A 14454-nucleotide genomic window follows, 5' to 3' on the forward strand; every position below is an offset into this window, starting at 1 on the left:
GGTACGCTCCGCCCGATTCCCGGTGCGGCGAGCAATCGGTGTCTACCATCTCTGTCATGCGGGAAGCGGCCCGTACCGGGCTCCGGCGACGCGTGCGGGTGCGACCCCGCCGCGACCCCGGGCCGCTCGCCCGAGCCGTGGCCCGCGTGCTGGTCCGCACCGCCGACGGCGCTTCCCGACTCGTCACCGACCTGCTCGGAGCCGGTCCGGCGGCCGGCCGGGAGCGCATCACCGAGGCCGAGTTGCGGGACCTGGTGGCGGCGAACACGCTGCTCGACCCGGACGAGCGGCGGATCATCGACGAGGTCCTGGTGGCCGGCGCCAGCCTGATCCGCGAGGTGATGATGCCGCGCACCGAGGTCGTCTTCCTCCCGGCGCGGCTCACCATCACCGAGGCTGCCCGGCTGGTCCGCGCCGAGACGCACACCCGCTACCCGGTCACCGACGGCACCCACGACGACGTGGTCGGCTTCGTGCACCTCCGGGACGTGCTGCTGCGCCCGGACGCCGATCCGTGTGCCACCGTCGGCGAACTGGCCCGGGAGGTGAAGCGACTTCCCGGTAGCAAGCGGGTGTTACCCGCGCTGACCGAGATGCGCCGGGAGGGCCAGCACCTGGCGGTGGTGGTCGACGAGTACGGCGGCACCGCCGGCATCGTCACGCTGGAGGACCTCATCGAGGAGTTGATCGGCGAGATCCGCGACGAGTACGACACCCCGCCGGACCCGGTGCACGCCGGCCTGCCGGCCGTGGTGGACGGCCGCCTCAACCTCGCCGACTTCGCCGAACGGACCGGGGTGGCGCTGCCCGTCGGGCCGTACGAGACGGTCGGCGGGTTCGTGATGGCCGCGCTGGGTCGGCTTCCGGTGACCGGCGACGAGGTGCCGGTGCCCGGTGAGCCGGCCGACGTCGGCGGGCCGGATCCGGCCGACCCGCCGGAGGGCTGGCTGCTGCGGGTCCTCGCGCTGGACGGCCGTCGGGTGGCGCGGCTCGCGGTCTCCGCCGTCCGCGTGCCGGACCAGCGCCGCGAGCAGGACACCGAGCAGCGCCGCGAGCAGGACACCGGGCAGCGCCGCGAGCAGGACACCGAGCAGCGCCGCGAGCACGGTGTCGGGTCGGCGCGGGAGACGGTGGCCGGGCAGCGCCGTGGGTCGCTTGCCGGGCCGACGCGACGGGTCGGTCCGGGCGCGCCACCCGAGGTCAGCGCCCCGACACCGGCGGGCCGTGGCCGACCCGCCGGCCCGTCATGACGGACCCGCTTGCTTGCTGACAGAATTATCGCCATGTCCGACGTTCCCGCCCGTCCCCGCGTCTTCTCCGGCATCCAGCCGACGGCCGACTCGTTCCATCTCGGCAACTATCTGGGCGCGGTGCGGCACTGGGTGGCGTTGCAGGACACCCACGACGCGTTCTACTGCGTGGTGGACCTGCACGCCATCACCGCGGGGCACGACCCGGCGCTGTTGCGGCAGCGGACGCGGGTGGCCGCCGCCCAGCTCTTCGCGGTCGGGCTCGACCCGGACCGCAGCACCCTGTTCGTGCAGTCGCAGGTGCCCGAGCACCCGCAGCTGGCCTGGGTGCTCGGCTGCATCACCGGCTTCGGCGAGGCCAGCCGGATGACCCAGTTCAAGGACAAGTCGCAGAAGCAGGGCAACGAGCGGGCCAGCGTCGGGCTGTTCACCTACCCGGTCCTGCAGGCCGCCGACATCCTGCTCTACCAGGCAAACGCGGTGCCGGTCGGCGAGGACCAGCGCCAGCACCTGGAGCTGTCCCGGGATCTGGCCCAGCGGTTCAACTCGCTGTTCGGCCCGACGTTCACGGTGCCCGCGCCGCACATCGTCAAGGACACCGCGAAGATCACCGACCTTCAGGACCCGACGGCGAAGATGTCCAAGTCGTCGTCCTCGCCGGCCGGCATCATCGACCTGCTGGAGGATCCGGCCCGGTCCGCGAAGAAGATCCGGTCGGCGGTGACGGACACCGGTCGGGAGATCGTCTTCGACGCCGAGACGAAGCCGGGCGTGTCCAATCTGCTGACCATCTACTCGGCGCTCAGTGGCCGCGGGATCGACGACTTGGTGGCCGCGTTCGCGGGCCGCGGCTACGGCGACCTGAAGAAGGAGCTGGCCGAGGTGGTGGCGGAGTTCGTCCGTCCGGTCCAGGAGCGCACCCGCGCCTACCTCGACGACCCGGCGCAGTTGGACAAGCTGCTCGCCGCCGGCGCGGAGAAGGCCCGCGCGGTGGCGGCGGCGACCCTGAAGTCCACGTACGAGCGGGTCGGGTTCTTCCCGCCCGTGCGCGGCGAGTAGCTCCGCGGGACAGGTGAACGGGTCGGTGGCCGGAGGGGCGGCGCGAAGCGTGGATCGCAGTGGCGGGGTGCCGCCGACCGGCGACACCATCCAGATCGGCATCGCTGTGGACATTCCCGAGCCCTGGGGTGCCCAGCTCACCCGGCGGCGGGTCGAGGCCGGCGACTCGCTCGCGGTGCCCGCACACGTGACGTTGCTCGGGCCCACCGAGATCCGGTCGGCCAGCCTGCCCGCCGTCGAGCGGCACCTGGCCGACGTCGCCGCCACACACCTGCCGTTCGCGCTGCACCTGCGGGGCACCGGCACGTTCCGTCCGGTCACCCAGGTCGTGTTCGTCGCGGTGGCCGCCGGCATCAGCGAGTGTGAGTTGCTGGCCGCCGCCATCACCGCGACGCCGGACCTTCACCGCAAGACCCGCTTCCCGTACCATCCGCACGTCACCGTGGCGCAGGACGTGGCACCGGAGACCCTGGACCGGGTGTACGAGGATCTGGCCGACTTCTCAGCGATGTTCGAGGTCGACGCGTTCACCCTCTTCTCACACAGCGGAGAGGCTCGGTGGCAGCCGCGTCGGGACTTCCGCCTCGGCGCCTGACCCGTCGGCGACGCGCCGGTAGGTGCGCATCGGCAGCCGGTTGCCACGACGGCGGTGGGAGATCGGCGAGGATGATCGCGTGAACGTGATCGGCTGGATCGAAGCGGGCATCGACCGCTGGGTGAGCGCCGCGCGCCACCGGTCGGGGCTCTTCGATCACGTGTGGCGCGCCGGCGCCCTGTACGGGGAGGTGCTGGCCGGGCGGCTGGCCGCCGCGATCGCCTACTACGGCTTCTTCGCGGTGTTCGCCCTCGCCCTTGTCGCGTTCTCCATCTTCGGCGCGATCCTGGAGGACAACGACGACGTCAGCGCCGCGGCAGCCGACTTCCTCAAGGAGAACTTGCCCTTCCTGGACGCCGAGCAGATCGCCAACTCCAGCGGCACGGTCGGTGTGGTCGGCCTGGTCATCCTGGTCTTCACCGGCATCGGCTGGGTGGAGGCCATCCGGTCCTCACAGCGGCTGATGTACCACCTCAACCAGCAGCCGGGAAATCTGGTGATCCGGCGGTTGGTCGACCTGGGCGTGATGATCGGCATCTTCGTGCTGCTCGGCGTCTCGGTCGCGGCGGTGGACGCGCTGGAGTCGTTCCTGCGCTTCCTGTTGCGCAGTACCGGGTCGGTGGGTCTCACCACGGTCAGCGCGGTGCTCAGCGTGCTCGTCAACGCGGTCCTCGCCACCGCGTTGCTGCTCGCGGTGCCCCGGCTGCGGATGAGCCGGTCCCGGCTGCGCCCGGTGGTGCTGCTGGTGGCGGTCGGCATCACCCTGCTGAACACGGTGGGGCGGTACTACGTGGTGCGTACCGAGCGTAATCCGGCGTACACGGTGGTGGCCGGTGCCGTCGGTCTGCTGCTCTACCTCTATCTGCTCAACCAACTCGTGCTGTTCGGCGCCGCGCTCCTCGCCACCAGCAGGAACGGGCGGGTGGTGGACCTGGCCGAGGCCGCCGCCCCGGCGGGCGTGGTCGACGAGGACACCGATCCCGGTACGCCAGGTGGCGCGAGTTGAGGACGGAAGGTGTGCGGATGCTGATCTCGGTCGACCCGGACTCGTCGGTGCCCCCGTACGAGCAGGTCAGGGGGCAGCTCGCCGAGCTGATCGGCGACGGTCGGCTGCCGGTCGGGTGCCGACTTCCCACCGTCCGGCAGCTCGCCGCCGACCTCAGCCTGGCCGTGAACACGGTGGCTCGGGCGTACCGGGAGTTGGAGGCCGCGGGGCTGCTGGAGACCCGCGGGCGCAACGGCACCTTCGTCGCCCCTGGCCGGGACGACGCCGTCGATCGGCTCCAGCGGACGGCGGCCGGCTACGCGGCCGAGGCGGCGCGGCTCGGCGTACCGCCGGCCACCGCGCTCGCCCTGGTCCGCGCCGCCCTGGATGCCGTCCGCCCCGGCTGACCGCCGCAGGTACCCACCAGACGGGCGGAAACTGAGCCGAAAGGCGTCGGCGCTCGCGTTAGCGGACCATGATGAGCCGGTGGGCGCACTCATGACACTTGACCTGCCGGCCGACTCGCCGCTCCTCGGGCTGCCCTGGATCATCACCTTCGGTCCGCTCGGTGACCTCGACGAGTGGGAGCCGGTCGTCTGCGGGCCGTACGAGCGGCCGCACGCGTTGGCGCTGGCCGAGGCGGTGGTGGCCGAGGAGCAACTCATGGCGGTGGTGGAGCCGTTGCTGCCGGCGCTGTCCGCCGACGAGATCCGTAGTGAGATCGCCGCCGCCCAGGTCGCCGCCGAGGACGAGGCCCGCCAGGTCGAGGGGGCCGATCTGTACGGCGACTTCGAGGACGTGATCGACGAGGAGTTGGACGCCGCCGCCGACGAGGCTGGCCACGGTGCGCCCGCCGAACCGCCGGACGAGGCCGAGGTACGTGCCGGCCTCACCCGGATCGCGGCGCTGCTCACCGCGAAGTGAACCCGGCGGGCGTCAGCGGGTCGGCGGGCCGTCCAGCACGCAGAACTCGTTGCCCTCCGGGTCGGCGAGCACCGTGAACCCCTCGGTCCCGGTCTGCCCGACGTCGACGTGCCGCGCACCGAGGCTCAGCAGCCGTCGGACCTCGGCCTCGGGGTCAGCGTCCGCGACCAGGTCGAGGTGCAGCCGGTTCTTGCCCCGCTTGGCGGTGGCGGAGCCCTGCAACCACACGGTGGGCGCGGCGGCCGACGACTGCTCCGGCGGCCAGAGCTTGGCGCTGCCGTCGTCGCCCTGCTCGACCTCGTAGCCGAGCGCCGCGGACCAGAACGCGACCATCACGTCCAGGTCTTCGACGTCGAGTGTGCACTGCGCGACCCGTACCCCCATGGGTTCACCTCCGTAGTGACGGTGCCCGATGCGGTACCCGCGACGGCGGCCGGCAACACCACCGGCGGCACACGGACACCGGCGCCACGCGGAGCGGACTCCGCGTGGCGCCGGTGACACCTCACCCCCCACCACAAGGGGCCGGTAGCCCAGTCGCCCGTCGGCGCGGGGCACAACGAACGACCAGGTCGAGAGGTTGTTACCCGCTCAGCGCCGTTGTAACCAGACAGCCGCGTCGACGGGCAGCAACCGGCCGGCGTCCGGCCCGGTGAGCGCGTCGCTGGCGACGAGCGGCAGACCGTACCCGTCGATCGGGACCGGTGCGCCGCTGAGGTTGACCACGCAGGTCAGTGCGCTGTCGCCGGCGTCGCGGGCGAAGGCCAGCACGCCCGGCTCGCTCTCCAGCCAGGTGATCCCGTCGGCCTCGTCGGCCAGCGCCGGGTGCTGGTGCCGGATCCGCAGCGCGGTCCGGTACAGCTCCAACGTCGAGTCGGGCACGCCGGTCTGCGCGGTGACGGACAGGGCCCGCCAGGTTGCCGGGGTGGGCAGCCAGCTCAGCTCGCTGCCGGCCGGGCCGAAGCCGTACGGGGCCAGCTCGCCGCTCCACGGGATGGGCACCCGGCAGCCGTCGCGGCTCTCGCCGGTGCGCAGGAACGCCGGGTCCTGGCGCAGCTCGTCCGGAAGGTCGAGGACCTCCGGCAGGCCCAGTTCCTCGCCCTGGTAGAGGTAGGCGCAGCCGGGCAGGGCGAGCATCAGCAGGCTGGCGGCGCGGGCCCGGCGCAGCCCTTCGACGCCGTCGCCGTAACGGGTGACGTGCCGCTGCTTGTCGTGGTTGGACAGCACCCAGGTGGTCGGCGCCCCGACGACGCTCGCCTCGGCCAGAGCCGTGTCGATCACCTTGCGGAACGAGTCGGCCGACCAGGTGGCGTCGAGGAAGTCGAAGCTGAACGCCTGGTGCAACTCGTCCGGGCCGATGTAGCGCGCCAGGCGCTGGGGTGTCTCGGCCCACGCCTCGGCGACCGCCATCCGACCGCCGGGGTAGCTGTCCAGGATGGGCCGCCAGGCGCGGTAGATCTCGTGCACCTCGTCCTGGTCGAAATACGGGAGGCGGCCCTTGCCGAGCAGTTCGACCTGACGCTGGCCGGTGGTCGTCGTGCTGAAGCCGACGTCCGGCAGCCCCTCGGCCTTGATCATGCCGTGCGCCACGTCGACGCGGAATCCGTCCACGCCCCGGTCCAGCCAGAACCGCAGCACGTCCTCGAATTCGGCGCGGACCTCCGGGTGCCGCCAGTTCAGATCCGGTTGCGTGGGGTCGAACAGGTGCAGGTACCACTGGCCGTCCGCGACCCGGGTCCAGGCGGGGCCGCCGAAGATGCTCTCCCAGTCGTTCGGGGGCAGCTCGCCGTGTGTGCCCTGGCCCTCGGCGAAGAGGTAGCGGGCCCGCTCCGCCGAGCCGGGCCCGGCGGCGAGCGCGGCGGTGAACCACGTGTGTGCGTGGGAGGTGTGGTTGGGCACCAGGTCGACGATGATCCGCAGACCGAGGGCGTGCGCGTCGCCGATCATCGCGTCGAAGTCGGCGAGGGTGCCGAACATCGGGTCGACGTCCCGGTAGTCGGCGACGTCGTACCCGCCGTCGATCATCGGGGAGGTGTAGAAGGGTGTCAGCCAGAGCGCGTCCACCCCGAGGTCGCGCAGGTACGGCAGACGTTGCCGGATGCCCTGGAGATCGCCGGTGCCGTCGCCGTCGCTGTCGGCGAAGCTGCGGACGTACACCTGGTAGACGACCGCCGAGCGCCACCAGTTGTGATCATCGGTGCGGGGTGGGGTGGCGGTGCTGATCATCGGAGCAATATGCCGCCCGGCAGCTGCAAGAGTCAAGCAGATCTTGCGTAAGGCAGACGTGCGGCGCTCGGCACGACGGCGGTGGAGCCGCGCACCACCAGCTCCGGGCGGAACAGGTACTCCGAGTGCGGAGCGCCGTACCCGTTGATCTCGTCCACCAGCGCGCGGACGGCGGCCACCGCCATCGCGGCGACCGGCTGCCGCACGGTGGTCAGCGGCGGGTCGGTGAAGGCCATCAGCGGCGAGTCGTCGTAGCCGACCACGGAGACGTCGGCGGGCACGCGGAGGCCGCGTTGGCGGGCCGCCCGGATCGCGCCGAGCGCCATCAGGTCGGAACCGCAGACGACGCCCGTGACACCCCGGTCGAGCAGTCGGCCGGCGGCCGCCTCGCCACCCTCCACACCGAACAGCGACAACTCGGCGAGTGGGTCGAGGTTGGCCTCCGCGACACCGGCGAGTCGGGTCATCGCGGAGCGCCAGCCGGCCACCTTGCGCCGCACCGGAACGAACCGGTCCGGGCCGGTGATCAGGCCGATCCGTCGGTGCCCGAGCGCGACCAGGTGGGCGACGGCCAGTTCGGCGGCCTCCCGGTCGTCACAGGAGACGAAGGGGGCGCCGACGTCCGGCACGTGTCCATTGATCATCACGATCGGCAGCGGTCGGGCGAGCAGCGCCCGGTAGCGGTCGTGGTTGGCGGCGGTGTCGGCGTGCAGACCGGAGACGAAGACGATGCCGGAGACCTGCCGGTCCAGCAGCATCTCCACGTACTCGTCCTCGGTCACGCCGCCGGCGGTCTGGGTGCAGAGCACCGGGGTGAACCCGCTCTGCGCCAGGGTCGACTCGATGACCTGGGCGAAGGCCGGGAAGATCGGGTTGTCCAGCTCCGGCACCACGAGGCCGACCAGCCCGGCGCTGCGCTTGCGCAGCCGGGCCGGGCGCTCGTAGCCGAGCACGTCAAGTGCGGTGAGGACGGCCTGCCGGGTCTCCGCTGCCACGCCGGGGCGGTCGTTGAGCACCCGCGACACCGTGGCCTCGCTGACTCCGGCCTGCTGGGCGATGTCGGACAGTCGAGCGCGCATGGCGGCACTTTAGCCCACCGGCAAGTTCTTGCGAGGCGCTCTGCAAACCATTGCAACTCCGGCAACAAGTTGCCGGCTGCGGCCTCCCTGGCTCGCCGACACGACTCGCGGCCGGGGCCGGCGGTAGCGCCGAGGGGCGCCGACGCGCCGACCGGTCGGACCCCCTACTACAAAGTGTCGTTGATGGGGGAGGATGAGCGACGTGGAAGCGCTGCGACTCATCCTCCTCTATGTCCACCTGATCGGCTTCGCCCTGCTGCTCGGCGGCTCGATCGCCCAATACATCAGTGGCCGGCTGCGGATCAACCCGGCGATGCTCTGGGGGGCGGTGATCCAGTTGCTGACCGGGCTCGGCCTCTCCGCGCCGCTGCGCGACGGCGACGAGCCGGCACCCGCGAAACTTGTGACGAAGTTGGTCATCGCGTTGCTGATCTTCGTCATGGTCTTCTTCTCGCGGAAGCGGGACGTGGTAAATCGCGGTCATTTCCTCGCGATAGTCGGTCTGACCCTGGTCAACGCGGCGGTCGCGGTCTTTTGGCGGTAACGTCCGAGGGGGGCCGCCGCCCCCGGGAAACGGACCTTACGGACGCCTGGACACGCCGTTACCAGCACCAGGAGTGACGTGCCCCACGCAAGGGTTACACCCGGGTAACAGGCGCTCAACAGTCGTGCACGATTGTCGGCCGGTGGGTGGGCGCGGGCGTACGCTCCCGTCCGTAACGTGGGACAGCCGGCGGCACACCGCAGGTCGGCTGATGGGCTGCCACCGCACTAGGCGCGGTGTGCAATGGGAAGGAGACGTCTTGCGCTCGGTGCGTGGGATGCGGATCGCCTCGATCGTCGCGGTGGGTGGGCTCGCGCTCACCGCCGCCGCTTGTGGCGAGGCCCCCAAGGATGACAACAACGCCGGCAGTGGCGCCAAGAAGTTCAGCGCCTGCATGGTGACCGACGTCGGCGGCATCGACGACAAGTCGTTCAACGCCTCGGCCTGGCAGGGTCTGAAGGACGCCAAGGCTGCCAACGACAACATCGACATCAAGTTCGTCGCGTCGAAGGCGGAGGCCGACTACGAGCCGAACCTGACGCAGTACGTCAACCAGAAGTGTGACTTCATCCTGGCGGTCGGTGGCCTGATGGCCAACGCCACCTCGAAGATCGCCAAGGCGAACCCCAACCAGGAGTTCGGCATCGTCGACGCGAACCCGGGTGACGCCAACGTCTACCCGATGCAGTTCGACACCGCCCAGGCCGCGTTCCAGGCCGGTTACCTGGCCGCCGGGATGACCAAGAGCGGCAAGGTTGCCACCTACGGCGCCCTGCCGATCCCGCCGGTCACCATCTTCATGGACGGCTTCGTCGACGGCGTGACGTACTTCAACACCACCAAGAAGAAGAACGTCCAGGCGCTGGGTTGGAACAAGGAGACCCAGAAGGGCTCCTTCACCAACGACTTCGCCAAGCAGGACGAGGGCAAGAAGGTCTCCGACGCGCTGGTCGCCCAGGGCGCGGACATCATCATGCCGGTCGCCGGCGGCTCCGGCCTCGGCACCACCGCCGCGGCCAAGGCCTCGGGCGGCAAGTACAGCACCATCTGGGTGGACGTCGACGGCTGCCAGAGCACCCCGGACTGCTCGGCGATCATCACCACCGTGGTCAAGAACATCCCGGAGGCCGTCAAGGAGGCCGTGGTCAAGGCCGCTGGCGGTGACAAGCTGCCGGCCAAGCCGGGCTTCGTCGGCACCCTGGCCAACAACGGTGTCTCGCTCGCCCCGTACCACGACTTCGACAGCAAGGTCCCGGCCGAGCTGAAGGCGGAGATCGACAAGATCAAGGCCGACATCGCCGCCGGCACCATCACCGTCACCTCGAAGGCCCAGCCGACCAAGTGACAACCGGCCGGCCCCTCCGGTGAGATCATCGGGGGGTCGGCGGGGACAGGTACGACCGACCGGCCGCTCTGGCCCCGCGGGTGACCGTGGGGTCGGAGCGGCCGATCGCGCACCACGTCAACCAGGCCGCTCCGGTCGGTTCGACGGCAGCTAGGCTGCACCATCGCTCGCACTCCAGGAGGTTGCGCTGAGACTCGAACTGCGCGGCATCACCAAGCGGTTCGGTGATCTGGTCGCCAACGACCACATCGACCTGACGGTGGAGCCTGGAGAGATTCACGCCCTGCTCGGCGAGAACGGCGCGGGCAAGTCGACACTGATGAACGTGCTCTACGGGCTCTACCAGCCCGACGAGGGCGAGATCCTGGTCGACGGCGAGCCGCTGAAGCTGAAGGGCCCGTCCGACGCGATCGGCGCCGGGATCGGCATGGTGCACCAGCACTTCATGCTGGTGCCGGTCTTCACCGTCGCCGAAAACATCATGCTCGGCGCCGAGCAGACCAGGGGCGGCATCGCCGGCTTCCTGGACCGGCGTCGGGCCCGGCGCGAGGTCACCGAGGTGTCCGAGCGCTACAACCTGCGGGTCGACCCGGACGCGGTGATCGAGGACCTGCCGGTCGGCATCCAGCAGCGTGTCGAGATCGTCAAGGCGCTCACCCGCGACGTCGACCTGCTCATCCTGGACGAGCCGACCGCCGTGCTCACCCCGCAGGAGACCGAGGAACTGCTGACGGTCATGCGGTCGCTCAAGGCGGCCGGCAAGTCGATCGTCTTCATCACCCACAAGCTTGGCGAGGTCAAGGCCATCGCCGACCGGATCACGGTGATCCGACGCGGAAAGACCGTGGGCACCGCGTCGCCGGAGGCCAGCCGGGACGAGCTGGCGGCACTGATGGTCGGGCGCAACGTCCGGCTGACGGTGGACAAGGTCCCGGCCACTCCCGGTGAGCCCGTGCTGGAGGTGGCCGGGCTCGTCGTCGACGACGACCGGCAGATCCGCGCGGTCGACGGGGTGGACCTGACCGTGCGCGCCGGTGAGGTGCTCGGCGTGGCGGGCGTACAGGGCAACGGTCAGACCGAACTGATCGAGGCGATCATGGGCCTGCGGCCGGTGCTCGCCGGCACGGTCAGCCTGGTCGGCGACCGGATCGACGGCTGGAAGCCCAAGAAGGTGCTCCGGGCGGGCGTCGGCTACGTGCCCGAGGACCGCAGCGTGGACGGCCTGGTCAAGGAGTTCAGCGTCGCGGAGAACCTGGTGCTGGACATCTACGACCGGCCGCCGTTCGGCGCCGGGCTCGCGCTGAAGCCGGACGCGATCGCCGCCTCGGCGAAGGAGCGGATCGAGCAGTTCGACGTCCGCACCTCATCGGCCGACGCGGCGGTGGGCACCCTCTCCGGCGGCAACCAGCAGAAGGTGATCGTGGCCCGGGAGCTGTCCCGGCCGCTGAAGCTCTTCATCGCCGCCCAGCCGACCCGCGGCGTCGACGTCGGGTCGATCGAGTTCATCCACAGCCAGATCATCCGCGAGCGGGACATCGGCACCGCCGTCATGGTGGTCTCCAGCGAACTCGACGAGGTGATCGGGCTGGCCGACCGGATCGCGGTGATGTACCGCGGTCGGATCATCGGCATCGTCGGCCCGGACACCCCGCGTGAGGAGATCGGCCTGTTGATGGCCGGCATCAGCCCGGACGTGGCCCACGAGCGCAACCCGGACGCCGTGCCCAGCGACGGGCCGGCCACCGACGGGAGCCCGGCGAGCGACCCGGGCTCCGCGAGCGAGGACGAGGCATGACCAACCCCCCCAACCCGCAGTCCGGCTCGCCGGACAAGGAGCCGGCGAGCGAGGCGCAGGCCGCGCAGAACACGCTCGGCAACACCGAACGGGCCGAGGTGGCGACGAAGCCAGGCAGCCCGGCGCCGCAGCAGAAGCCGAGTCTGGGCCGGTTGTTCATGGACAACCTCTGGGCGGCGAACACCTTCACGGTGACCCTGCTGTCGCTGGTGTTGGCGATCGTGGTCGGCGCGGTGCTGATGATCGTTTCAGATCCGACGGTGCTGTCCACCTACTCGTACATCACCTCCCGACCGTCCGACGCGATCAACTCCAGCTGGACGCTTGTCAGCGAGGCGTACGCGAACCTGTTCAAGGGCTCGGTCTTCGACCCCGAGGCGTTCTCCGCCTGGGCGGACGGCACCGGTAGCTGGCAGGCAGTTCTCGCGCCGATCTCCGAGACGCTCACCTACGCCGCGCCGCTCGTCTTCACCGGCCTGTCGGTGGCGCTGGCCTTCCGGGGCGGCCTGTTCAACATCGGCGCCCAGGGTCAGGCCACCATCGGCGTGATCATGGCGGCTCTGGCCGGCTTCCTGCTGCCCCTGCCTCCCGGCCTGCACCTGCTGGTGGCGGTGCTGGCCGGCGCGCTGGGCGGGGCGATCTGGGGTTTCATCCCCGGCATCCTCAAGGCCCGCGCCGGCGCGCACGAGGTGATCAACACGATCATGCTCAACTACGTCGCCACGTACTTCCTCACCTGGTTGATCGTGCAGAACGGGGTGCAGGACCCGAACCGTACCGACGCGATCAGCAAGGTGGTGGACACCTCCGCCCAGCTGCCCCGACTGCTCGGCGACAACCTGCGGGTGCACGCCGGCATCCTGCTCGCCGTGCTGGCTACCTGGGCGGTGGCCTGGCTGCTGAACCGCTCGACGCTCGGCTTCGAGCTGCGCGCGGTCGGCGCCAACCCGGACGCCGCCCGCACCGCGGGTATCAGCGTCACGCGGACGTACATCCTGATCATGGTCTTCGCCGGCATCCTGGCGGGTCTCGGCGGCTCGAACATGGTGCTCGGATCGACCGCCAGCGCGTTGACCCCGCTCGTGGTCGCGCAGATCGGCTTCGACGGCATCCTGGTGGCCCTGCTGGGGCGGGTGAAGCCCTGGGGGGTGCTGCTCGCCGCGTTGCTGTTCGGGGCGCTGCAGGCCGGCGGCAACCGGATGCAGTCGTACTCCGGGATCTCGCTTGAGCTGGTGACCGTGCTGCAGGCGCTGATCGTCATCTTCATCGCCGCGCCGGCCCTGGTGAAGGCGATCTTCCAGCTCCGGGCCGCGCGCGCCGCCCGGTTGCAGACGAGCCTGGCGAAGGGCTGGTAACTCATGTCCACCATGGCTGTCCCCGACATCGCCGTCGCCCCGGTCGACGAGGGCTTCTGGACCCGGAGCCGCAAGGTCGGCCTCACCCTGCTGGGGCTCGGCCTGCTGGCCGCGGTGCTCTTCGGCGCGCTCGCCACCGACCAGCAGGCCCGGTTCACGCTCAGCGACGACGCCGCCGGCGCCGCACTGGAGATCAACGGCACGATCGGGGCGATCCTGTTCGGGATCATCGCCATCGCCGCCGGTGCGGCCCTGCTCGCCGGGGTGCCGAAGCGGTGGTTCCTCCCCGTGCTCGGGGTGGGGCTTGTCGGCTTCGTGCTGTCGTTCCTCTGCTGGCAGGTCTCCGCCGCGCCGGCCGGGCAGAACTTCATGCCGCTTGTCAACATCATCCGGGGCACGTTCATCCTGGCCCTGCCGTTGATCTTCGGCGCGCTCGCCGGGGTGCTCTGCGAACGCTCCGGTGTGGTCAACGTGGCCATCGAGGGTCAGTTGCTGATGGGGGCCTTCAGCGGCGCGCTCTTCGGCAGCATCTCGGGCAGCGTCTGGGTGGGTCTGGTGGCCGCCGCGATCGGCGGCGCGTTCATCTCGCTGCTGCTGGCCGTGTTCGCCATCCGCTACCTGGTCGACCAGGTCGTCATGGGCATCGTGCTGAACCTGCTCGCGGTGGGCGTCACCGGCTTCCTCTACGAGCGGCTGATGCAGACCGACGCGGCGAAATACAACAGCGCGCCCCGGTTCAGCAACTGGGAGATCCCGCTGCTGAAGGACATCCCGGTGCTCGGGCCGGCGCTGTTCCGCGGCAACATCTTCCTCTACCTCGGCCTGCTGCTGGTCCTGGTGATCCACATCGGGTTGTTCCGGACCCGGTGGGGGCTGCGGACCCGTTCGGTGGGCGAACACCCGATCGCCGCCGACACGCTCGGCGTCAAGGTGCTGCGGGTGCGCTACCGCAACGTGCTGCTGGCCGGTGTGGTCGCCGGCATCGGCGGCGCGTCCTACACGCTGGCGCTCTACTCGTTCACCAAGAACATGATCGGCGGCAAGGGCTTCATCGCGCTTGCCGCACTGATCTTCGGCCGATGGAACCCGACGGGTGCGCTGCTCGCCGCGCTCTTCTTCGGGTTCGCCGACCAACTCGCCACCTACCTGGGCGCGATCAGCAGCTCGATCCCCAGCCAGTTCCTGGCCATGCTGCCCTACCTGGCGACCATCCTGGCGGTCGCCGGCCTGGTCGGTCGGGTCCGGGCACCGGCCGCCGACGGCAAGCCGTACATCAAGGGCTGACCGGCACCGTCTG

Annotated in this window: 13 protein-coding genes and 1 pseudogene; 11 read left to right on the forward strand and 3 right to left on the reverse strand. The window is 70.6% G+C overall.

Annotated features, from left to right (window positions below; all coding sequences use genetic code 11):
• Positions 1-56 precede the first annotated feature (56 nt).
• The 6 genes and pseudogenes from ACGFH8_RS11600 to ACGFH8_RS11625 form a co-directional block, all read left to right on the forward strand.
• A pseudogene (locus tag ACGFH8_RS11600) lies at positions 57-1061 on the forward strand (hemolysin family protein); the annotation flags it as partial.
• A 222-nt stretch (positions 1062-1283) separates the two neighbouring features.
• Positions 1284-2309 carry a tryptophan--tRNA ligase gene (trpS, locus tag ACGFH8_RS11605; protein ID WP_393366214.1) on the forward strand — a complete coding sequence of 342 codons (1026 nt, stop codon included), beginning with the start codon at positions 1284-1286 and terminating at the stop codon, positions 2307-2309.
• Between the two features lie 13 nt (positions 2310-2322).
• A complete protein-coding gene (locus ACGFH8_RS11610; protein WP_393366216.1) occupies positions 2323-2904 on the forward strand; it encodes a 2'-5' RNA ligase family protein in 582 nt (193 codons plus the stop codon).
• A 79-nt stretch (positions 2905-2983) separates the two neighbouring features.
• Positions 2984-3910 (forward strand): YihY/virulence factor BrkB family protein, encoded by a 927-nt coding sequence (locus ACGFH8_RS11615; protein ID WP_393366218.1) that lies wholly within the window; start codon positions 2984-2986, stop codon positions 3908-3910.
• Between the two features lie 17 nt (positions 3911-3927).
• On the forward strand, positions 3928-4296 hold the full coding sequence (locus ACGFH8_RS11620; protein ID WP_393366221.1) for a GntR family transcriptional regulator: 369 nt from the start codon (positions 3928-3930) through the stop codon (positions 4294-4296).
• A gap of 79 nt (positions 4297-4375) precedes the next feature.
• Entirely contained in the window at positions 4376-4813 is a 438-nt protein-coding gene (locus ACGFH8_RS11625) for a hypothetical protein (protein WP_393366222.1), read from the forward strand.
• Between the two features lie 12 nt (positions 4814-4825).
• On the opposite strand, the gene ACGFH8_RS11630 is transcribed toward ACGFH8_RS11625, so the two are convergent.
• The 3 genes from ACGFH8_RS11630 to ACGFH8_RS11640 form a co-directional block, all read right to left on the reverse strand.
• Entirely contained in the window at positions 4826-5197 is a 372-nt protein-coding gene (locus tag ACGFH8_RS11630; RefSeq protein ID WP_393366225.1) for a VOC family protein, read from the reverse strand.
• Between the two features lie 207 nt (positions 5198-5404).
• On the reverse strand, positions 5405-7039 hold the full coding sequence (locus ACGFH8_RS11635) for a glycoside hydrolase family 13 protein (RefSeq protein ID WP_393366226.1): 1635 nt from the start codon (positions 7037-7039) through the stop codon (positions 5405-5407).
• Positions 7040-7071: 32 nt separating this feature from the next.
• Entirely contained in the window at positions 7072-8118 is a 1047-nt protein-coding gene (locus ACGFH8_RS11640; protein WP_393366228.1) for a LacI family DNA-binding transcriptional regulator, read from the reverse strand.
• Positions 8119-8320: 202 nt separating this feature from the next.
• Between ACGFH8_RS11640 and ACGFH8_RS11645 the strand changes: the two genes are divergently transcribed.
• The 5 genes from ACGFH8_RS11645 (at position 8321) to ACGFH8_RS11665 (ending at position 14441) form a co-directional block, all read left to right on the forward strand.
• Positions 8321-8662: a hypothetical protein gene (locus tag ACGFH8_RS11645; RefSeq protein ID WP_355031947.1), complete on the forward strand. Its 342-nt coding sequence runs from the start codon at positions 8321-8323 to the stop codon at positions 8660-8662.
• Positions 8663-8939: 277 nt separating this feature from the next.
• Positions 8940-10007 (forward strand): BMP family protein, encoded by a 1068-nt coding sequence (locus ACGFH8_RS11650; protein ID WP_393367079.1) that lies wholly within the window; start codon positions 8940-8942, stop codon positions 10005-10007.
• A 247-nt stretch (positions 10008-10254) separates the two neighbouring features.
• Positions 10255-11802: an ABC transporter ATP-binding protein gene (locus ACGFH8_RS11655; RefSeq protein ID WP_393367080.1), complete on the forward strand. Its 1548-nt coding sequence runs from the start codon at positions 10255-10257 to the stop codon at positions 11800-11802.
• Positions 11799-13157 (forward strand): ABC transporter permease, encoded by a 1359-nt coding sequence (locus ACGFH8_RS11660; protein WP_393366230.1) that lies wholly within the window; start codon positions 11799-11801, stop codon positions 13155-13157. The genes ACGFH8_RS11655 and ACGFH8_RS11660 overlap by 4 nt, the downstream gene beginning before the upstream one ends.
• Before the next feature lie 3 nt (positions 13158-13160).
• Entirely contained in the window at positions 13161-14441 is a 1281-nt protein-coding gene (locus ACGFH8_RS11665; RefSeq protein WP_357241422.1) for an ABC transporter permease, read from the forward strand.
• Positions 14442-14454 lie beyond the last annotated feature (13 nt).

The sequence above is a fragment of the Micromonospora sp. NPDC049175 genome, assembly GCF_043197345.1.
Taxonomy (GTDB): domain Bacteria; phylum Actinomycetota; class Actinomycetes; order Mycobacteriales; family Micromonosporaceae; genus Micromonospora.